General features: G+C 69.1%; 16 protein-coding genes and 2 tRNA genes. 12 read left to right on the top strand and 6 right to left on the bottom strand.

Going from position 1 to position 19496, the window contains the following annotated elements; translation table 11 throughout:
- Positions 1–36: 36 nt before the first annotated feature.
- Together coaD and rsmD are read right to left on the bottom strand one after the other, a co-directional pair.
- Positions 37–540, bottom strand: coding sequence for a pantetheine-phosphate adenylyltransferase (coaD, locus tag LDO11_RS05715; RefSeq protein ID WP_232140697.1), 504 nt, complete (start codon positions 538–540; stop codon positions 37–39).
- Between the two features lie 67 nt (positions 541–607).
- Positions 608–1216 (bottom strand): 16S rRNA (guanine(966)-N(2))-methyltransferase RsmD, encoded by a 609-nt coding sequence (rsmD, locus tag LDO11_RS05720; protein WP_232140698.1) that lies wholly within the window; start codon positions 1214–1216, stop codon positions 608–610.
- Between the two features lie 148 nt (positions 1217–1364).
- On the opposite strand from rsmD, the gene htpG reads away from it, so the two are divergent.
- The 5 genes from htpG to LDO11_RS05745 all read left to right on the top strand — a co-directional run bounded on the left by htpG (position 1365) and on the right by LDO11_RS05745 (position 7447).
- On the top strand, positions 1365–3269 hold the full coding sequence (htpG, locus tag LDO11_RS05725) for a molecular chaperone HtpG (protein WP_232140699.1): 1905 nt from the start codon (positions 1365–1367) through the stop codon (positions 3267–3269).
- Between the two features lie 110 nt (positions 3270–3379).
- Positions 3380–4852: a signal recognition particle-docking protein FtsY gene (gene ftsY, locus LDO11_RS05730; RefSeq protein WP_232140700.1), complete on the top strand. Its 1473-nt coding sequence runs from the start codon at positions 3380–3382 to the stop codon at positions 4850–4852.
- Positions 4849–6102: a hypothetical protein gene (locus LDO11_RS05735; protein WP_232140701.1), complete on the top strand. Its 1254-nt coding sequence runs from the start codon at positions 4849–4851 to the stop codon at positions 6100–6102. Before ftsY ends, LDO11_RS05735 begins: the two co-directional genes overlap by 4 nt.
- Positions 6099–7172: an A/G-specific adenine glycosylase gene (mutY, locus tag LDO11_RS05740; protein WP_232140702.1), complete on the top strand. Its 1074-nt coding sequence runs from the start codon at positions 6099–6101 to the stop codon at positions 7170–7172. The genes LDO11_RS05735 and mutY overlap by 4 nt, the downstream gene beginning before the upstream one ends.
- Entirely contained in the window at positions 7169–7447 is a 279-nt protein-coding gene (locus LDO11_RS05745) for an oxidative damage protection protein (RefSeq protein WP_232140703.1), read from the top strand. Before mutY ends, LDO11_RS05745 begins: the two co-directional genes overlap by 4 nt.
- On the opposite strand, the gene LDO11_RS05750 is transcribed toward LDO11_RS05745, so the two are convergent.
- Positions 7420–7893 carry a DUF6491 family protein gene (locus LDO11_RS05750; protein WP_232140704.1) on the bottom strand — a complete coding sequence of 158 codons (474 nt, stop codon included), beginning with the start codon at positions 7891–7893 and terminating at the stop codon, positions 7420–7422. The two genes, LDO11_RS05745 and LDO11_RS05750, sit on opposite strands and share 28 nt — an antisense overlap.
- A 165-nt stretch (positions 7894–8058) precedes the next feature.
- Here LDO11_RS05750 and LDO11_RS05755 point away from each other — a divergent pair.
- The 3 genes from LDO11_RS05755 to LDO11_RS05765 all read left to right on the top strand — a co-directional run bounded on the left by LDO11_RS05755 (position 8059) and on the right by LDO11_RS05765 (position 8679).
- Positions 8059–8134: transfer RNA gene (locus LDO11_RS05755), tRNA-Phe, on the top strand.
- A gap of 9 nt (positions 8135–8143) precedes the next feature.
- A tRNA-Val gene (locus tag LDO11_RS05760) sits at positions 8144–8218 on the top strand.
- A 248-nt stretch (positions 8219–8466) separates the two neighbouring features.
- Positions 8467–8679, top strand: coding sequence for a hypothetical protein (locus tag LDO11_RS05765; protein WP_232140705.1), 213 nt, complete (start codon positions 8467–8469; stop codon positions 8677–8679).
- Positions 8680–8786: 107 nt separating this feature from the next.
- Here the strand turns inward: LDO11_RS05765 and LDO11_RS05770 are convergent, their stop codons facing one another.
- The 3 genes from LDO11_RS05770 to LDO11_RS05780 form a co-directional block, all read right to left on the bottom strand.
- Positions 8787–10382: a serine hydrolase domain-containing protein gene (locus tag LDO11_RS05770; RefSeq protein WP_232140706.1), complete on the bottom strand. Its 1596-nt coding sequence runs from the start codon at positions 10380–10382 to the stop codon at positions 8787–8789.
- A gap of 193 nt (positions 10383–10575) precedes the next feature.
- Positions 10576–13587: a TonB-dependent receptor gene (locus LDO11_RS05775; RefSeq protein ID WP_232140707.1), complete on the bottom strand. Its 3012-nt coding sequence runs from the start codon at positions 13585–13587 to the stop codon at positions 10576–10578.
- Positions 13588–13637: 50 nt separating this feature from the next.
- Positions 13638–15128, bottom strand: a complete 1491-nt coding sequence (locus LDO11_RS05780) for a transglutaminase-like domain-containing protein (RefSeq protein ID WP_232140708.1) — start codon at positions 15126–15128, stop codon at positions 13638–13640.
- Positions 15129–15281: 153 nt separating this feature from the next.
- Here LDO11_RS05780 and LDO11_RS05785 point away from each other — a divergent pair, with 153 nt between their 5' ends.
- From LDO11_RS05785 to LDO11_RS05800, 4 genes are read left to right on the top strand one after another with little or no spacing between them, the layout of a single operon-like run.
- The gene (locus LDO11_RS05785) at positions 15282–16712 is read left to right on the top strand and encodes an SH3 domain-containing protein (protein ID WP_232140709.1); all 1431 of its coding nucleotides are present in this window, start codon (positions 15282–15284) and stop codon (positions 16710–16712) included.
- 16 nt (positions 16713–16728) lie between these two features.
- On the top strand, positions 16729–17826 hold the full coding sequence (locus LDO11_RS05790; protein ID WP_232140710.1) for a dipeptide epimerase: 1098 nt from the start codon (positions 16729–16731) through the stop codon (positions 17824–17826).
- Between the two features lie 5 nt (positions 17827–17831).
- The gene (locus LDO11_RS05795) at positions 17832–18683 is read left to right on the top strand and encodes a MurR/RpiR family transcriptional regulator (protein ID WP_232140711.1); all 852 of its coding nucleotides are present in this window, start codon (positions 17832–17834) and stop codon (positions 18681–18683) included.
- A 14-nt stretch (positions 18684–18697) separates the two neighbouring features.
- Entirely contained in the window at positions 18698–19477 is a 780-nt protein-coding gene (locus LDO11_RS05800) for a L,D-transpeptidase family protein (RefSeq protein WP_232140712.1), read from the top strand.
- Positions 19478–19496: the final 19 nt, after the last annotated feature.

Consider the following 19496-nt stretch of genomic DNA (forward strand, 5'->3'; position numbering starts at 1 on the left):
TCCCCGTGGATGGATGGTTCGGCATGTGGGTGGTGATCACTTCTCGTTGCGCCGCCATTCGGCCTGCAGCGCGTCGGCCACCGCCGCCGGCACGAACCCCGAGACGTCGCCGCCGAGGCGGGAGATCTCGCGTACCAGCGACGAGGAAATGAAGCCGTACTGCTCGGCCGGAGCCAGGAACAGCGTCTCGACCTCGGGAATGAGATGCCGGTTCATGCTGGCGAGCTGGAATTCGTACTCGAAGTCGGACACCGCGCGCAGGCCCCGCAGCAGCACCCCGCCCTCCACCTCGCGCACGAAATGCGCCAGCAGCGAGGCGAAGCCGCGCACTTCGATGTTGGGAAACTGCGCCAGCGCCTCGCGGGCAAGGTCGACGCGCAGCGCCAACGGCAGTGTCGGGCCCTTGGCCGGGCTTTCCGCCACGCCGACGATCACCTTCTCGAACAGCAACGACGCCCGGCCGACCAGGTCGACATGGCCGTTGGTGATCGGGTCGAAGGTGCCCGGATAGACCGCGGTGCGGCTGCGGGGCGCGCTCATGACAGGCGGGGCTCGGCGTGCGGCGACAGGGCCGTCAGTGTATCAGTGTCGCTGCGACCGCCGCCGCTCAGCCGGCGCCGCGCCGGTACAGCGCGTGGCGTGCGTCGCGGGTGCCACCCTCGCGATGCAGGTGCCAGTCGCCGACGGGCTCCACCGGCGCCACAGCCGCTGATTCCACATACAGCCAGGCATCGTCGGCAAGCCACGGCCCCAGCCGCTCCAATGCGGTGGCCCACAACCCGGCGTCGAACGGCGGATCGCAGAACACCCCGTCGAAACGGCCGAAGATCGGCGCGCGCAGCAGCTCCAGCGCGTCGGCACGCACCACCTGCACGCTGTCGGCTGCATCGAGCCTGCGCACGCTCGCCTCGAGCGCCCCGGCCAGCGCGGGGTCGCGTTCCACCAGCATCGCGTGCGCGGCGCCACGCGACACCGCTTCGAAGCCCAGCGCGCCGCTGCCCGCGAACAGGTCCAGCACGCGCGCGCCGGGCAGCCACGGCTGCAGCCAGTTGAACAGTGTTTCTCGGGCGCGGTCGGACGTGGGACGCAGGCCGGGCGCATCGGGCACCGGAAGCCGGGTGCCCCGCCAGCGCCCGCCAACGATGCGCACCGAGCCCATTCCCGGCCCTCGCGCTAAGCGCGACGCACCGGAACCGGGACTGTTTCGATGGGCCATAAAAGGTCCTGCTGACGCGACGGAGCAGGATCATAGACCAGCCATCACGTGCGCCCGCCCTTGATTGCGGCGGCAGCGGCCCTCATCTGCCCGCTGTCGCCGTGCCCTGCGCGGCCCGCACACCAACCCTTCTGTCGACGGAACCACGATGACCACGGACACCCACAAGGAAACCCTGGGCTTCCAGACCGAGGTGAAGCAGCTGCTGCACCTCATGATCCACTCGCTGTACTCCAACAAGGAGATCTTCCTCCGGGAGCTGGTGTCGAACGCGGCCGACGCCGCCGACAAGCTGCGCTTCGAGGCGATCGGCCAGCCGGCGCTGCTCGAGGAAGACCCCACGCTGCGCATCCGCATCGACTTCGATGCAGACGCACGCACGGTCACCATCGATGACAACGGCATCGGCATGAGCCGCGACGAGGCGATTGCGCATCTCGGCACGATCGCGAAATCCGGCACCGGCGACTTCCTCAAGGCGCTGTCGGGCGACCAGAAGAAGGACGCCAACCTGATCGGCCAGTTCGGCGTCGGCTTCTACAGCGCCTTCATCGTTGCCGACCGGGTTGACGTGTACAGCCGCCGCGCCGGCCTGCCCGCGTCCGAAGGCGTGCACTGGTCGTCGGCCGGCGAAGGCGAATTCGAAGTCGCCACCATCGACAAGCCGGAACGCGGCACCCGCATCGTGCTGCAGCTCAAGGACGGCGAGGACAGCTTCGCCAATGGGTGGACGTTGCGCAACATCGTCAAGAAATACTCCGACCACATCGGCCTGCCGATCGAGATGCGCGCCGAGCGCCACGGCGAGGACGACAAGGATGCGGCAGCGCCGGAATGGGAGGCCGTCAACGAGGCCAGTGCGCTGTGGACGCGACCCAAGACCGAGCTCGAGGACGAGGACTACCAGGCCTTCTACAAGCACATCGCCCACGACTTCAGCGACCCGCTCGCCTGGAGCCACAACCGGGTCGAGGGCAAGCTGGAATACACCTCGCTGCTGTACCTGCCCGGCCGCGCACCCTTCGACCTCTACCACCGCGACGGTGCCAAGGGCCTGAAGCTCTACGTGCAGCGCGTTTTCATCATGGACCAGGCCGAGCAGTTCCTGCCGATGTACCTGCGTTTCGTGCGCGGCGTGGTCGATTCGGCCGACCTTTCGCTCAACGTCTCGCGCGAGATCCTGCAGGCCGGCCCGGTGATCGACTCGATGAAGGCCGCGCTGACGAAGCGCAGCCTCGACATGCTGGAGAAGCTGGCGAAGGACAAGCCGGATGCCTACCGCACGTTCTGGCGCGAGTTCGGCCAGGTGCTCAAGGAAGGCCCGGCCGAGGACTTCTCCAACCGCGAGAAGATCGCCGGCCTGCTGCGCTTCGCGTCCACGCATGACATTACCGGCGAGCAGTCGGTGGCGCTTGCCGACTACGTGGCGCGGATGAAGGAGGGCCAGGACCGCATCTACTACCTCACCGGCGAAACCCATGCGCAGGTCAAGGACAGCCCGCACCTGGAGGTGTTCCGCAAGAAGGGCATCGAGGTGCTGCTGCTGACCGACCGCATCGACGAGTGGCTGATGGGCTACCTCACCGAGTTCGACGGCCGGCAGTTCGCCGACATCGCGCGCGGCGACCTCGACCTCGGCAAGCTCGCCACCGACGAGGAGAAGCAGGCGCAGGAAGCCTCGTCGAAGGCGAAGGAAGCACTGGCCGGCCGGCTCAAGGCGATCCTGGGCGAAGACGTGCAGGAAGTGCGCGTCTCGCACCGGCTGACCGATTCCCCCGCGATCCTCGCGCTCACCGACGGTGCCGTGAGCCCGCAGCTGCGGCAGCTGCTCGAAGCCAGCGGACAGCAGGTGCCGGAGTCGAAGCCGGTATTCGAGTTCAACCCGGAGCATCCGCTGATCGCCAAGCTCGATGCCGAGCAGGATCCGCAGCGCTTCAGCGACCTGTCGCGGGTGCTGTTCGACCAGGCCGCGCTCGCTGCCGGCGACGGCATCAAGGACCCGGCCGCCTACGTGAAGCGGCTCAACAAGCTGCTGCTGGAACTGGCCGGCTGACGCTGCCGGGGCGCCGGCTGCAGACGCCGGCGCCCTCTTCCCGCCCTCCCGTCGCCGGGTCGTCGCGGACCCCGGTGATAGCATGTCGCCCCCACGTCGAGCCCCCACGCATGGCCAGTTTCTTCCGTCGCAAACCCGAGGAAAGTCCGAAGCCGCGCCGCGGCTTCAGCGCCGAGGAGCTTGCGGCCGCGTTCCCCACGACGGCGCCGGCGGACAGCACCAGCAACCGTGTCGACGAGGTGGCGTCGCAGTCGCCCGCGCCGACGCCGGCGGTCGATCCTGCCGTGCAGGCCGCTGCCACCAGCGACACGGCAGCAGTGCCATCGTCCGCCACGGAAGCACCGGGCAGCGGCGCTCCGACGTCCACGGCAACCGCGACGCCGGCTCCGGGCGCCGCGCCCGCCACCGCCGCCGCCGCCGCCGCTCAAACGACGGCAACACACGCGCCGGCCAGGGCCACCGCTCAGGCGACCGCCGCAACGCCAGCCGCAGGTGCGGCGCCCGCGTCGCCGATCCCGCATGCATCGGCGTTGCCGACGGCTGCCGCCCCTTCGCCTTCCCCGGCGGCTGCGGCCAGCGCCCCGATGTCGCCCGACGCGATCATAGCCGCGATGTCGGCACCGCGCCCGAAGCCGGAACCGGCCCCCGCGGCAGCCAGCTGGCGTGAGCGCCTGCGTGGTACCGGCTTCGCACGCAGCCTGGGCGGCGTGTTCTCGCGCAACCCACGGCTGGACGACGACCTTCTCGACGAGATCGAGACCGCACTGCTGACTGCCGACGTCGGCGTGACCGCCAGCACCGCGCTGGTGGAAGGCATGCGCAAGCGCATGAAGGCCCGTGAATTCGCCGACGCCAACGCACTGCTCGCGGCCCTGCGCACCGAACTGGTGGAGATGCTCAAGCCGGTGGCACGTCCGCTGGAGATCGACCCTGCCGCCAGGCCGTTCGTGATCCTCACCGTCGGCGTCAACGGCGTCGGCAAGACCACCACCATCGGCAAGCTGGCCCACCGCTACAAGGACGAGGGCCACAGCCTGATGCTGGCCGCGGGCGATACCTTCCGCGCCGCCGCGGTGGCGCAGCTGCAGGCCTGGGGTGATCGCAACGATGTCCAGGTGATCGCCCAGGGCCAGGAGGCCGACCCCGCCGCGGTGGCGTTCGACGCGCTGCAGGCCGCGAAGGCACGCGGCACCACCGTGCTGATCGCCGACACTGCCGGCCGCCTGCACACGCAGCAGGGGCTGATGGCCGAACTCGGCAAGATCCGCCGCGTGCTGGCCAAGGTCGACCCCGCCGCGCCGCACGAGGTGCTGATGGTGGTCGACGGCACCACCGGCCAGAACGCGATCTCGCAGCTGCGCCAGTTCAATGCCGCGGTGAACGTCACCGGCCTGGTGGTGACCAAGCTCGACGGCACCGCCAAGGGCGGCGTGGTGTTCGCACTCGCGCGCGAGTTCGGCATCCCGATCCGTTATGCCGGCATCGGCGAGCGCCCGGAGGACCTGCGCGTATTCGATGCCCAGGCCTTTGTCGACGCGTTGCTGCCGGCATCGCTGGGCAGCGAAGGCACGGCCACGCAGTGAGCCGCCGGCGCGCGGTCGCGCTGGTCGTGATCGTGGCGCTGCTGCTGGTGGCGCTGATGGCGTTGCGCTGGGCCACGCGGGCCGAGACCGTCGGTCGCTTCCTGCTGGAAATGGCAGGCACCGCCAGCGGTCTCGAAATCGAGGCATCCGGTTTCGAATACCGCCTGCGCGGCACCCCGGAGCTGGTGGCGCGCGACGTGGTGGCGCGCGTACCGGGAAACCCGACGCCGCTGCTGGGCGCCGACCGCGTGCGGCTGTCGGTGCCCTGGTCGACGCTGCGCGCCCGCGGCGCGGTGCTCGACGTGCAGCGGCTGGAACTGGATGCGCCGGTGCTCGACCTTCCCGCCTTTCAGCGCTGGTGGTCGCAGCGCCCGCCCGGAGATGGTGCAGCGCCCGTGTTCGTCGACGGCATCGGCATCACCGGTGGCCGCATCGATGCCGATGGTTGGCGGCTGGACGCGCTGTCTATCGAGCTGCCGGAGTTCGCGATGAACGCCCCGCTGCGTGCGCATGTGCGCGGACGCTATGTGGCGGCTGCGTTGCGTGCGCCGTTCGACCTGCGCGTGGCGATGACACGTGCTTCCGCGCAGGCCGGCATCGGCATTGCCGGCACGGTGGCGCCCACGGCTGCGAACTGGCGGTTGCCGGCGTGGCTGCGCCTGTCCGGCCGCCTCGACACGGTCGGTGGGCGCATCGCGGTGAAACGCACGGCGCTGTCCCTGCGCGGCAATCTGCAACTGGACGATTCCACCCATCCGCTGGTGGTGGGGCTTGCCGGCGAAGTGCTGATCGCCGCGGGCGGGCTGCGCATCGATCCGCTGGCGGTGACCCTGCGCGGCCAGGGGCTGCTGCCGCGGTTGCGCGCCGGTGGCGGACTGGTGCTGCGCGACGGGCTGTCGCTTGCCATGCATGGCAGCCTCGCCGAATGGCCGTCTGCCTGGCCGGTGCTGCCGGCGCCGCTCGACCGCGCGCAGGAGCCGACGCCCTTCGCGATAGGCTATGACGGCGCACCCGACCTCTCCACACCGCTGGCGCTGCGGCTGTCACGCGGCGACGCCCGTTTCGAAGGCCATGTGCACACCGACGCGATCCCCGGCTGGCTCGCGCAGCTCGGTGCCGGTACCCCGCTGCCGCCGGTCTCCGGCACCGTGCACGCACCGGTGCTGGAAATCCCCGGCGCGACGCTGCACGGCGTGGAGATCCGCATCGACGACCAGCCGTCCGACGACGACAGACGGATGCAACCATGAGCGCCGACGCCTTCGCCACGCGTCTGCTGGCCTGGTTCGACCGTAGCGGCCGTCACGACCTGCCCTGGCAGCACCCGCGCACGCCGTACCGCGTGTGGCTGTCGGAAATCATGCTGCAGCAGACCCAGGTCGCCGTGGTGGTGCCCTACTTCGAGCGCTTCGTTGCAGCGTTGCCGGATGTTCGCGCGCTCGCCTCCGCGCCGCAGGACGAGGTGCTCGCACTGTGGTCGGGCCTGGGCTACTACGCACGCGCGCGCAACCTGCACGCGGCCGCGCGCGCCTGCGTCGAACTGCATGGCGGCGACCTGCCGCGCGATTTCGCCGCCCTGCTCGCCCTGCCCGGCATCGGCCGCAGCACCGCCGGGGCGATCCTGTCGCAGGCCTGGGGCGACCGTTTCCCGATCCTTGATGGCAACGTCAAGCGCGTGCTTGCCCGTTGGCACGGCGTGGGCGGCTGGCCGGGGCAGCCCGCGGTCGAACGCGTGCTGTGGGCGCACGCCGCCTCCCACCTGCCGGATGCGCGCATGGCCGACTACACGCAGGCGCAGATGGATCTCGGCGCGACGGTGTGCGTGCGCCACGCCCCGCACTGCCTGCTGTGCCCGGTGGCCGACGGCTGCACCGCGCGCCGCGAGGGCCGCACCGCGGAGCTGCCGACGCCGCGGCCTGGCAAGGCATTGCCGGAGCGCCAGACCCACATGGTGGTGCTGGAAGACGATCAGGGCCGCATCCTGCTGCAGCGACGTCCGCCGATCGGCATCTGGGCAGCGCTGTGGTCCCTGCCCGAAGCCGGCGACGCGCATGCGGCACACGCGCTTGCCGACAGCCATGCACGGCTTGCATGCGGCGAAGCACTTGCGCCGGTGCCGCATGGCTTCAGCCACTACCGGTTGCTGATCCACCCTCACCGCTGGCGCGGCGTCACCCCGCGCACCCGGGTGGGCGACAATGACGATCTGCGCTGGGTGCCGCCCGCGGCGTTCGATGCCATCGGCCTGCCGGCGCCCATCCGCCGCCTGCTCGATGCCGCCGCCCAGCGCCCATCCCCCGCCCCAGGAGCGACCCGATGACCCGACAGGTGTTCTGCCAGTACGAACAGCGCGAGACCGAAGGTCTGGATTTCGTGCCGTGGCCCGGCGAGCTCGGCAAGCGCGTGTACGCCGGTGTCGGCAAGACCGCATGGTCGGCGTGGCTGGCCCACCAGACCATGCTGATCAACGAGAACCGGCTGTCGCCGCTGGATCCCAAGCACCGCGCGTTCCTGGAAACCGAGATGGAGAAATTCCTCTTCGGCGGCGGCGCGGAAAAACCCGGCGGCTACGTGCCGGCGTCCCCCGAGGGCTGATCCGCCACCACCTCGCCCTCGCGCAGCTCGCGCTCGGCCGTGCGCAGCGCGCGGGTGTCCAATGGCCGGATCGCCGCGATATGGCAGGGGATCCGGTGCGGATTGCTGCTGAGCGGGATCACCTTGTCGAAGCGCGCATGCACGCGGTTCTGCGTGCTGGTCAACGAGATCGCCTGCGCGAAATCGAGGTCCGGACAGCGGCCGGTGAGCTCGAGCAGGAACGCCTCGCCCGGTCGCGTCCATACCGCCAGCGCGCTGTCGCCCAGTGGCGTCCAGCCATTGAGGCGGCCGAAGAAGTTGAAGCTGCTGACCGGCTCGCCGGCATGGCTGCGGTGCAGGTCGAGCTTCTGCGCATCGGGAATCGAGCCGGTGGCGCAGCCGGCGAGTACGAGCAGCGCCAGCGCCAGCGCCGGGGCGGGAAACGGTGCGGCCTTGCGGATCGTCATGGCGTGCTCCAGCAACGTGGCAATGCGGTAGCCGCAACATGCCGGTGCGACTGGCGGGCTGCAAGCATCGCCACATGTTGATTCAGCCGCCGGAACGCTTGCCGCGGACGCCTGCGATCCGTATCATGCCGCCCTCGCACACGGCTCGGCCGCGTCGCGTGACCTGGCCGGGTAGCTCAGTTGGTAGAGCAGGGGATTGAAAATCCCCGTGTCGGGGGTTCGATTCCCTCCCCGGCCACCATCGCTTCACGGGCGGTTAGCTCAGCGGTAGAGCATTGCCTTCACACGGCAAGGGTCGCAGGTTCGATCCCTGCACCGCCCACCAGCGTACGAACAGCCACCTCCGGGTGGTTTTTTCGTTTCTGCGGCCGGTAGTTTCCGTGTCCCGCCTTCGGACTTTTCCTACCCGTAGACGCGTCCTGCGCCGACGGCGCCATCGCGCGCCAGCGTCCATGCTGCTTCGACCGCAGCAGCCTGTCCATGCGATGGCAGGCGACGCCACTCTGCAACGGAACGGCCGGGGATCCCGGGCAGATCCCTGGAGCTGGCCGGGGCACTTCAAACGGGGCCTTGATGAAACGCACGTTGATCATGGTGGAACCGGACCAGCCCGGGTGGCTGATCCGCATCGGCGGGATCGCGCTGGAGCGCAATCTCGACAAGATCATCGCCATCGACCGTGCCACGCGCCTGGCACGTTCCCGCCACGACTCGACGGGTCACCCCACCGGCGTGGAAGTGCACATGTTGTGCGGCAAGACCATCGCCATCGGCCTGCATGGCTGAGGCCCCGCAAGGCGGGTTGCCGACCGTTGCTTCCCGCACCGCCAGCAGCACAGCCGCTCGACGCGCACTGCGCTACCGCTGCGGCCCAGATGCTGTGACGCAATACGCTACCGGCACGCACCCACGCGCCGGAACGCCAGGTCCTCGAAGTCGTAGCTGAAATCCGCTTGCGGATCGACCTTTGCCATCGTAATGCCGGCGACGTCGCCATCCATGGTGAACTCCACCCAGGCATCGGTGCCGATGCTGTCGTCGAACCAGTCCACGAACATGCGCCCGTCGAGCCGCATGAGCAGCCCGGTGAGCGTGGGCGACTGGGCCGAAGCAAAGACCACCCCACGGGGATCCGGACAGAGCCGGGCCTCGCCGAACCACGGGTCTCGGTAAAGCCCGGTCGGGACGGTGGGATCATCGGCTGCGACCGTGGTCCGCGCGGAGGTATCAGGGGCACGTCGTGCCGGAGGCGCCCCGTCGCGCTCACGCTGCAGCACCTCCGCATACGCGGCCACCGGCATGGCCCCGCCCGGGCGCACGAGCAGGTCGGAGAGCGCCTGCACCAGCACCGTGCGCGCATCCTCGCCCGAGCCATTGGTCATCATGACGAAGCCGGCGTCGAGTTCCGGAAGCAGCGTCAGTGCGGAATACATGCCCGACAGCGTGCCGGTATGCGAGACCTTCAGGTGGCCATGCGCGTCGTTGAGGCGCCAGCCGTAACCGTACCCGTAGAAGCGGCTGCCATCCCACTCGCGCATGCGGCTGCCCAGCGGCATCGGCATGTGCAGCGTCCACAGTTCGCGGCGGCGCGCGTCCGACAACCACGGGTGCCCGTCGACAAGGCCATGTTGCGCGGGCTGCAGCCACATGCGCGTCCACACCAGCATGTCCTCGAGGCTGCAGCGCACGCCGCCGGCCGCGGCCATCGGCACGGCGTCGACGATGGCCCCGTCCTCGCGATACACCAGGTTGCGCCCGCCCGCGCGCCGGTGCGGCTGGGCGACATCGCCGACCACGTCGCGGTCGAAGCCACCGGCCTCGCAACGCGACATGCCCAGCGGCGCGAACAGCTCGCGCTCCATCAACTCCTCGTAGGACGCACCGCCGACAGCAGCGGCGACTTCCCCGGCAACGATGTAGAGCGTGTTGTCATAGGCGTAGCGCGAACGGAAGCTGTGCAACGGCTTGAGATGCGCGAGGCCGGCGACCACGTCCGCGCGGGTGAAATGGTTGGGTTCCGGCCATAGCATGAGATCGCCCGCGCCGGGCCCGAGGCCGCTGTTGTGGATCAGCAGGTCACGCACCTGGATCTCGCGCGTGACCCACGGGTCGTGCATGCGGAATTCCGGCAGGTGCCTGATCACCGGGTCGTCCCAGGCCAGCAGGCCGCGATCGACCAGCCGCGCCAGCAACGCGGTGGTCATCGCCTTGGTGTTGGAGGCCACCTTGAACAGCGAGCGCGGGGTGATCGCCTCGCCCTCCCCGGCCCGCAACTCGCCGGCGGTGCGCTGGTAGACGACCTTGCCATCGACCACCACGCCCACTGCAAGCCCGGGCAGGTGGTAGCGCGACATGGTGTCGTCGAACAGGGTGTCGACGGCTGCCGCGTCCACGGTGATGGCGGGCCGGTCGCCGGCAGCGCCGGCCGATGGCGCCAGGTATAGCGCCAGCAGGCAGGCGAGCGCCGGGAAGGATCTACGGGTGGTCATGGTCTACGTCGTTTCCGTCTGCGATGCGCGGTTGCCGTGACGCCACGCCCGCAGGCGCATATCGACGTCATGCGGTGCGCATGGACATGCGGCGGGGCCCGCGATGTTCCGCGGACCCCCGCAGTGGAGGCGCAGCACGGCTGCGCCGCGGTTGACCGGTCCGCCGCGGAGGCGGACCGGGTACATCCGGCGGTCAGAAGTTCCAGGTCACGACCAGCTGCGCCGAACGCGGTGCCTGCCAGCCGGTCGCAGTGCCGAAGTACGGACGCACCACGCCCGGGTTGCCCTCGTAGCGACCACGCACGTTGACCTCGCGCTGGTGGTTGAGCAGGTTGAACACCGAGAAGCGCGCGCGCAGGTCGATGCCCTCGACCGGCAGCGTCCAGGTCACGCTGGCGCCGACGTCGAAGATCCACGGCATGCGTCCGAATGCGCCACGCGGCGAGAACTCGTAGACGCGCTGGTCCCAGGCGCCGGCACAGTTCTGCACGCACAGCCAGCCGGTGCCGCCGCCACTGCCTTCGCTGGTGTAGCCGGCGACGGCGAAGTTCTCGTCCGGCCAGGTCACGCCGAACGCGGTGATCGGGCCGCCCGACAGCGCGGTGAAGGTACCGCCCACCGACCACATCTCGTTGAACCTGTAGCTGCCGCGCAGCTTGAGCTGGTGGCGGCGGTCGTTGAAGAGATAGCCGTAACGGTCGTTGTTGGCAGGATGGTCCCAGTGCTGGACCATGCCGGTGTCACCGTAGTTGGTGTCGGAGTTCACCGGGCCCTCGTGGTTGCCCTCCGACTTCGACCACAGGTACGACGCGTTGAAGGCCCACTTGTCGTCCCAGGCGCGATCGATCTGGAACTCGAGCGCCTTGTAGGTGCGCTTCGGATCGGCGTAACCGATGATCCGGTTGCTGCCGACGGTGATATAGCCCTCCTTCGAGGTGTCGATGGTGACCCAGCCATCCTGCGCGCAGCCCATCTCGGTGGTGCCCCACAGGGTGAGCTCGTCGCCGGGGTTGGCGATCGGCCACAACGTGCCGTGGCGCTGCCCGCACAGTGCGTTGATGCGCACGTCGTCCATCGCGTTGGGCATGCGCCGGTAGGTGGCATTGACGCCCCACGACCAGGCCTGGTTGATCATCGACTGGAAGCCGAGGATGGCCTCGTCCTGGTACACCGCGTCGATGTCCTGGTCCACGCTCTGGCGGTAGTCACGCACGCTGATGTTGAACTGGTCATCCACCGGGCCGATCTGCGCGCCCATGATCGGCGCCATGTACGTCGCGCCGGTCACCGGATTGGTCTCCTGGCGCCAGCCCTCCAGCGGATAGAACCGGCGCTCGTCGAGCAAGCCGCCGGCGAAGTTGTAGCTGATGATGCTGGTGACCGGCATGTAGTAGCGGCCGAGGTTGCCGAACAGCTTGGTGGTGCCGTCGCCACGGGTATCCCAGGAGAAGCCGAAGCGCGGCGACACGAGGTTGTCGAGCTCGATGAAGCTGTCGCCTGTAGCGGTCTTGTTGTTGAAGTTGTCAACGCGCACGCCGAGGTTGATCAGCAGGTTCGGCGTGATGTTCCAGATGTCCTCGAGGTAATACGCGGTGGCGGTGATGTCGAACACGCCGCCATCGGCGCGCTCGCGCCCCATCAGGAACGCATTGACGCCCGGCGGCAGCGGCACGCCGTTGTCGAGCACCTGGGTGGCGCTGGTGCGTCCATAGGCGGTGTACTGCACGCCGCTGCCCGGGTATGCGGTGACGCGGTCGGTGGTCATCAGCTCGTGGTCGACGCCGAAACGCAGCAGGTGGTCACCCAGTGCCCACTCGAAATCCAGCCGGCCGACCTCGCGCTCGTCCTCGTGGGAGACCACCGATGCGCCGGGGTGGCAGCCCAGCACCGGCGAGCCCATCGCACGGTAGGCGGCGCCGTACGACGCGGTGTTGTAGGTGACCCAGTCGCAGGGCGTGTCCGCGGGTGAGCGCGAGTAGCTCTGGCTGCGGTTGATGCCGTACATGGCCTTGGCGGTGAAGTTCTCGCCGAAATGGCCGGTGTAGGTGACCGAACCGCTCTTGCCGCCGGTTTCCACCGTGCGCTCGCCGGACAGGGCACCGCGTTCGTTGGTGTCCCAGTTGTAGCCGAAATTGTCGTAGCCGGTTTCGCTCTCGTCCGAGAACGCCAGCAGTTCGAGCGAATGGTCGTCGTTGATGTTCCAGTCCATCTTGGCGCCCCAGAACCCGTCATCCGCGCCGCTGTTGGTCCAGGTGGAACCGGTCGAGTTGGTGTAGCGCGACTCGTTGTCGCGCTGCTCGTACATCGCGAACAGGAACAGGCGGTCGCGGATCAGCGGGCCGGACGCCCACACGTTGGCCTTGGTGAAGCTCTGGCGGTCGCGGCTGCCGCGGGTGTTGATGGTGCCGTCGTCGTAGTAGCGGTCCTGGAAGTCGGCGCGCCATGCGTCGGGCTGGAAGGTCACTTCAACGCCGCCTTCGAGCTCGTTGGTACCGGAGCGTGTGACCGCGTTGATGACACCACCGGTGCTGCGGCCGAACTCCACCGAATAGCCACCGGTCTTGACCTGGAACTCGCGGAAGAATGCGAATGGCGCGGTGGAGAAGCTCTGGCGACGGTAGAAGTCGGTGACGTTGAGGCCGTTGATGAAAACCGAGTTCTCGGCGATCGACGAGCCGCCGAAGGACATGCCGCCCAGGCTGGAGTTGCCGCTGATGACGCCGGGCGCAAGCATCGCCACCGAACTCAGGCTCTGCGCTACCGGAAGCCGCGCGATCTCCTCGCGGTTGACGGTGGTGGCGGTCTCGGTCGAGCGCACGTCCACGCGGTTGACCACGCGTGATCCCACGACCTGCACCGCGGCAAGGTTGGCCACCCCGCCGCCGGAACCCAGGTTCACCGTGGTGGTGCCGCCGAGCGCGACGTTGACGGTGACCGGCTCGCCCACTGGCCGGCCGTCGCGCAGGGTCTGCAACTGGTAATCACCCACCGGAAGCTGGCCGAGACGGTAGCTGCCGTCGGCCGAGACCGTGGCTGTCCGGGTCAGGCCGGTGGCGCGGTGGGTCACGCTGATCTGGTCGCCCGCCGTGGCACGGCCGGCGACCGCACCAGTGACCTGCTGCGCCATCACCGAGGGCGCCATCGCGCCCAGGCAGGCGCCCAGCGCCAGATACAGGGCCGCCTTGCGAATCGTCTTGCTCCCCATGCCACTTTCTCCCCAGCGTGATAGTCGTTGTGTTGAATCCATTCCGGATGTCACTCGACGGCGGGCAGCATCTGCCAGTCGAATGCGTAGTCCCATTGATCGAAGTACAGGTTGCCGCCGCGCCACTCCGCCTCGCCGCGCTGCGAGTCGACGGTCTCGGAACGGAAATGGGTCTTGGCCGGCACGAACGGCCGGCCGAAATCGTCGTTGAACGCGATGCGGTAGGCGTCCAGTCCACCGAGATAGAACCAGCGCAGGTCCTCGTCGTCCGTCGCCAGCAGGCCGGTGGTCACGTCCATCGGCACCCAGCCGTAGGGCGCGAGATACAGCCAGCCCCAGTCGTGCATGGTGTCGTGGCCTTCGTGGTCCTCGGAATACACCCAGCCCGACTGCCAGCGCGCGGGAATGCCGTTCATGCGCAGCAGGGTCATCAGCAGCAGGGTCACCTGGCCGCAGTCGGCGTGACCGGCGTGCAGTGCGTGTTCGCCGAGGTTGCCGATGGTCGAGTACTCGCGCGCAACCCCCCAGGGGATGTCGTCGACCGCCGCGAACAGCTTCTGCGCGATCCGGTAGGGATTGGTCTCGTCGCCGACCACGCGCTCGGAGAACGCGCGCATCTCAGGCGAGAACACGATATGCGGCGCGCGCTCGGCCACGTGCGCCGCAAGTTCGGGGTGGGCGGCGGCGTCGATGCGCTGCACGCGCTCCGGGTCGATGTGGACATGCCGCGCGTGCACGCTGAGGTCGTAGCTCACCGAGAAGCGCGTGGGTTCGCCGGCGACCGCCTCCTGTTCCATGTACACGGTGCGCTGCAGGGTGTCGGGCGGGGCGATGTGGTGCGACGTCGGCACGCTCGCGACCAGCCGCAGGTCGTCCTGCTGTCCGTCGATCTCGCGCGGATACGGGATCCAGGCGCGGATGGTCTCGCCTGCTGGCACCGCGTCCGGCTTCACCGTCAGCGACTGGGTGACGCGCACGCGGCGCGGCGCCACGCTGGTGCTGCCCGACGCGTGCGCGGCCCCGATGACGTCGCGATGGTGTGGATGCGGGCGTGCGTACGGGCCGGAACCGAACGTCCGCGCGGGTGGTGCGCGCCGCGCGGCGATATCCGGGTGCAGCCGGAACATGTTGGAGACCGAACGGTTGAAGTAACGGGTCTCGCCATCGATCCGCATCGATTCGAGTTTGCCGCCGGCGGTCCACTCCGCGAATTCGGCGTCCGCGAGATCGGGCACCTGGCGGCGGATGGATTCGCGCGCGGCCGCGGTGTCGAGGCTGAAATCCAGGCGGATGCGGCGCATGCGTTCGCGCTGGAACTCGAGGCCGCGGCGCTCTTCCGGCAACAACCCGTCCGTCGCCAGCAGTGCGGCGATACGGGCCTCGGCGGCAGCGAAATCACCACGCTCCACCAGTGCATGGACCTCGGGAGCTGCCGGCGGCGGGAGGTCATCCTGCGCATGGCCGGCCAGCGACAACAGGCACAGGATGCCCGTGACCACCACCAGAACCGGAACTCCCAGGCGTACCCTGACCTGCAGCATGCTGCCCCCTTGCCGGACCTATCCCCTGTGAGGCGGTATGTAGCATGGGCGTCACAACCGGTCAATAATTTATTCTGTTGGCCTTGATATCGGGAAGAATCTATTCCATAACTTCCGGACAGGGCGTGCACCGGGCACGCCGGGGAAATGCCCATGAGCCTTCGGCCGACCATTCCGTTGCCGGCGCGCGCGCTGTGTATCGCACTGCTGCTGGTCACCGGCGCGCTGGCGCACGCCCGCGCTCCGTCGCCCCCGACACCTTCCGTGCCGACTCCCGCGCACGGCATCGTCGGCGTGGAGGACCGCCACCTGGACCCGGAATACTGGGTGCAGCAGGCCGGAGCGCATGCCCATCGTGCGTATCTCGACCCCGACGCCATCCAGGCGCAGAACGCCCGCCTGTTGGCCGAGGACGAGAGCGTGCGCGACATGGCCGCGTTCCCCGGCGAACTCGACGGGGCGCAGCTTCGCGCATGGATCGAGGCGCTGTCCGAGCGCCCCACTGCCCAACGCTTCGACGTCCAGGGCGCTCCGGTTGAACCGGCTTTCTTCGACACGCTCGAACGCGAAATGGCGCTCGATGCCATCCCGCCCCGGGTGCAGCCACGCTTCGGACTCGCGGTGGAGCGCGCCGACCTGCGCGCCTTCCCGACCACGCGGCGCATCTTCTCCACTGCCGGCGATATCGACATCGACCGCCTGCAGGAAAGCGGGCTGTTCCCGGGCGATGCGCTGGCGGTGCTGCACACGACCGCGGACGGCAGCTGGTCGTTCGTGGCGAGCGACCGCTACCTCGCGTGGATGGAGACCTCGCGCCTTGCCACCGGCACCCGCGAGCAGATGGCCGCCTACCGCACCCGCACGCCGTCGCTGCTGGTGACCGGCGCCACCGCGCGCACGGTATTCAATCCGGTGCGCCCGGACATCTCCGAGTTGCAGCTCGACATGGGCGTGCGCGTGCCGCTGCTGGAGGACTGGCCGGCACAGGACCAGGTCCATGGCCAGCACCCTGCGTTCGGCCACGTCATCGAACTGCCGGCGCGGCGCGCCAACGGCAGCCTGGAGTTCGTGCCGGCGCTGCTGCCGCGTACGGCAGAGGTCTCGGCCGAGCCGCTGCCGCTGACGCCGGCCAACCTGATCCGCCAGGGCTTCAGGTTCCTGGGCGAGCGTTACGGCTGGGGGCATTCGTTCAACGCCCGCGACTGCAGCGGCTTCGTGTCCGAGATCTATCGCAGCATGGGCGTGCAGCTGCCGCGCAACACCCGCGACCAGGCGGTGAGCCCGGCGCTGGCCAAGACCGTGCTGACCGCTGAATCCACCCGCGACGAGCGGCTGGCGGCGGTGGCCGACATGCAGGTCGGCGACCTGATCTACATCCCTGGCCACGTGATGATGATGATCGGCCGCGACGACGGCATGACCTACGTCATCCACGACACCTCGGGTACCGGCTATCGCGGCGCCGATGGCGGATACGTACGCATGTCGCTGTCGGGCGTGGTGGTGACCGCGCTCGAACCGATGATGTCGGGCCGCGATACCGACACCATCGACCGCATCACCAGCATCGTGCGCATCCGCTGACCTCCGAAGAGACCCAATGAAGATCGAAAGGATCGAGCTCGGCCTGCTGCGCGTGCCGCTGAAAACCCCGTTCAAGACCGCACTGCGCACCATCGACGCGGTCGAGGACGTGGTGGTGCGGCTGCATACCGACACCGGCCATATCGGCCATGGCGAGGCCGCGCCCACCGCGGTCATCACCGGCGAGACACGCGGCTCGATCATCGCCGCGGTCGAGCAGGTGATCGCGCCGCGCATCATCGGCATGGAGGTCGCCGACCTCAACCGCATCCTGCAGCTGATCCACACCAGCGCCGAGCGCAACACCAGCGCCAAGGCGGCGGTGGAAATCGCCGTCTACGACCTGTGGGCGCAGCTCTACGACGCGCCGCTGTACCGCATGCTCGGCGGTGGCGACCCGGTGATCACCACCGACATCACCATCAGCGTCGACTACATCGACAAGATGGTCGCCGACTCGCTGGCGGCGATCGACCGCGGCTTCGAATCGCTCAAGATCAAGGTCGGCAAGGAGATCGGCGTCGACATCGAGCGGGTCAAGGCGATCTACGCCGCGGTCGAAGGCCGCGCCCGCCTGCGCCTGGATGCCAACCAGGGGTGGAGCGCCAAGCAGGCGGTGTGGGCGATCCGCAACCTCGAGGATGCCGGCGTCGAACTCGAACTGGTCGAGCAGCCGGTGCGCGCCCGCGACATCGAGGGCATGCGCTATGTCACCGAACGCGTGCACACGCCGATCATGGCCGACGAGAGCGTATTCGGGCCGGCGGAGGTCATCGACCTGCTGCGCATGCGCGCGGCCGACATCGTCAACATCAAGCTGATGAAGACCGGCGGCATCTCCAATGCGATCCGCGTCGCCGACATCGCCGCCCTGCACGGGGTGGAGTGCATGATCGGCTGCATGATCGAATCCAGCATCAGCGTGGCCGCAGCGGTGCACGTGGCGGTCGCCAAGGCCGACATCATCCGCAAGGTCGACCTCGACGGCCCGTCGCTTGCGCAGTACGACCCGGTCGATGGCGGGGTCACGTTCAACGAATCGGAAATCTCGATCGGCGATGCGCCGGGGCTGGGCATCCGCGAAATCCGCGGCCTGCAACCCCTGGCCGCCTGAGCGCGATGTCGGCGCTGCTGAAGATCCGCTCCGAGCGTGACCAGATGTCCGCGATCGAGCGACGCATCGGCGACTTCGTGCTCGACAACGCCCACCTGCTGCGCGACTACTCCTCGCTGCAGTTGGCCAACGCGCTGGAGATCAGCCAGTCGAGCGTGGTGAAGTTCAGCCAGAAGCTCGGCTACAAGGGCTGGCCGGACCTCAAGTTCGCGGTCGGCGAGGATGTCGCCCGCGGGGATGGCAACGGTTCGTCGGAAGTGCCCTCGGCGGCGCCGCCGGCCGGGCGCCACGCCGCACTGGCCGAGGCGCTGTGGCAGGCGAAGTCGGCGGCGGAGCAGGAAACGCGATCGCTCAATTCGCCGGAAACGCTGGATGCGATCGCCGCCACGCTGCGCACCGCACACACCGTCTACGTGATCGGGCTGGGCGAGGACAGTGTCGGTGCGCGCGCGTTCGCGCTGCGGCTGGTGCAGGCCGGGGTGCTCGCGGTGTACCTGTCGGATCCGGCGCTGATGCCGATCGGGCTGTCGCGGGTGCGTCGCGAGGACGTGCTGGTGGTGCTGTCCGAGCACGGCCGCCGCAGTGCGCTGTGCGAACTCGGGCGCATCTTCCGCGAACGTGCCGGCCGCGTGGTCAGCATCACCCGGCACACCGCCAACCCGCTGCGCACGCTGGCCGACCAGGCGCTGCTGGTATCGGCCCATGACGACCGCGCCCATGTGGAGCCCCTGCTCTACCAGGCGGCCCTGCAGCACCTGCTGGACCTGCTGTTCCTGCTGCTGTGCGCGGACGGGGACGAGCGCATGCCGCTGCTCGACCGCGGCACCGCGCGGATGCGACAGTTGCTCGAATCCTGACCGGTGCCGTCCACATGCCGATGATCCGCCAACAGCTGCTGCTGCCCCTGCTCGCCTTCGGTTGCGCCGTGCTGTCGGCCTGCGGCGGACGGGTGGCCGAGGAAGATCCCGCGCCACTGACCGTCGCCAACCAGCTGGTGCTGGTGGTGACGCCCGACTGGAACGCGACTACGGGCACGCTGCGCAGCTACGAACGGCTGGCCGACGGTGGCTGGCGCGAGGTCGACCGCGCTGCCGACGTCACCGTGGGCCGCAACGGTTCGGCCTGGGGCCGCGGCCTGCATCCGCAGCAGCCCGGCAAGATCAAACAGGAAGGCGATGGCCGCGCACCGGCCGGTGCGTTCGCCATCGGCATCGCGTTCGGCTATCCCGGGCAGCTGCGCACCGCCCTCGACTACCGGCCGATGCAGGCCTCGCACTGGTGTGTCGACGTGCCGGCCTCGCCGCACTACAACCGCATCGTCGATAGCCGCGACGTTGGCGAGGACGCGGTCACCGGCTCCACCGAGCCGATGCGTCGCGACCTGCATGCCAACGGCGACCAGCGCTACAAGCTCGGCTTCGTGATCGAGCACAACGCCGATGCGCAACCCGGCGGTGGCAGCTGCATCTTCGCGCACCTGTGGGATGCCCCCGAGGTGCCCACCGCCGGCTGCACCGCGATGGGCGAAGGGCGCATGCACGAGCTGCTGGACTGGCTGGATCCGCAGCTGCGCCCGGTATTCGTGCTGCTGCCGGCCCACGAACACGCCCGCCTGCGCGAAGCCTGGGACCTGCCGGCGGCCGCACCGTGACGCCTGCGGTCTCCGGCGC

Origin of the sequence: Alterluteimonas muca, assembly GCF_021191595.1 — a bacterium.
Classification (GTDB): Bacteria; Pseudomonadota; Gammaproteobacteria; order Xanthomonadales; family Xanthomonadaceae; genus Luteimonas; species Luteimonas muca.

Excerpts from the sequence above, each read along its gene's own strand:
- coaD (WP_232140697.1), bottom strand. The coding sequence starts at position 540 with ATGAGCGCGCCCCGCAGCCGCACCGCGGTCTATCCGGGCACCTTCGAC.
- rsmD (WP_232140698.1), bottom strand. The coding sequence starts at position 1,216 with ATGGCCCATCGAAACAGTCCCGGTTCCGGTGCGTCGCGCTTAGCGCGA.
- htpG (WP_232140699.1), top strand. The coding sequence starts at position 1,365 with ATGACCACGGACACCCACAAGGAAACCCTGGGCTTCCAGACCGAGGTG.
- ftsY (WP_232140700.1), top strand. The coding sequence starts at position 3,380 with ATGGCCAGTTTCTTCCGTCGCAAACCCGAGGAAAGTCCGAAGCCGCGC.
- mutY (WP_232140702.1), top strand. The coding sequence starts at position 6,099 with ATGAGCGCCGACGCCTTCGCCACGCGTCTGCTGGCCTGGTTCGACCGT.
- LDO11_RS05745 (WP_232140703.1), top strand. The coding sequence starts at position 7,169 with ATGACCCGACAGGTGTTCTGCCAGTACGAACAGCGCGAGACCGAAGGT.
- LDO11_RS05750 (WP_232140704.1), bottom strand. The coding sequence starts at position 7,893 with ATGACGATCCGCAAGGCCGCACCGTTTCCCGCCCCGGCGCTGGCGCTG.
- LDO11_RS05765 (WP_232140705.1), top strand. The coding sequence starts at position 8,467 with ATGAAACGCACGTTGATCATGGTGGAACCGGACCAGCCCGGGTGGCTG.
- LDO11_RS05770 (WP_232140706.1), bottom strand. The coding sequence starts at position 10,382 with ATGACCACCCGTAGATCCTTCCCGGCGCTCGCCTGCCTGCTGGCGCTA.
- LDO11_RS05775 (WP_232140707.1), bottom strand. The coding sequence starts at position 13,587 with ATGGGGAGCAAGACGATTCGCAAGGCGGCCCTGTATCTGGCGCTGGGC.
- LDO11_RS05780 (WP_232140708.1), bottom strand. The coding sequence starts at position 15,128 with ATGCTGCAGGTCAGGGTACGCCTGGGAGTTCCGGTTCTGGTGGTGGTC.
- LDO11_RS05785 (WP_232140709.1), top strand. The coding sequence starts at position 15,282 with ATGAGCCTTCGGCCGACCATTCCGTTGCCGGCGCGCGCGCTGTGTATC.
- LDO11_RS05790 (WP_232140710.1), top strand. The coding sequence starts at position 16,729 with ATGAAGATCGAAAGGATCGAGCTCGGCCTGCTGCGCGTGCCGCTGAAA.
- LDO11_RS05795 (WP_232140711.1), top strand. The coding sequence starts at position 17,832 with ATGTCGGCGCTGCTGAAGATCCGCTCCGAGCGTGACCAGATGTCCGCG.
- LDO11_RS05800 (WP_232140712.1), top strand. The coding sequence starts at position 18,698 with ATGCCGATGATCCGCCAACAGCTGCTGCTGCCCCTGCTCGCCTTCGGT.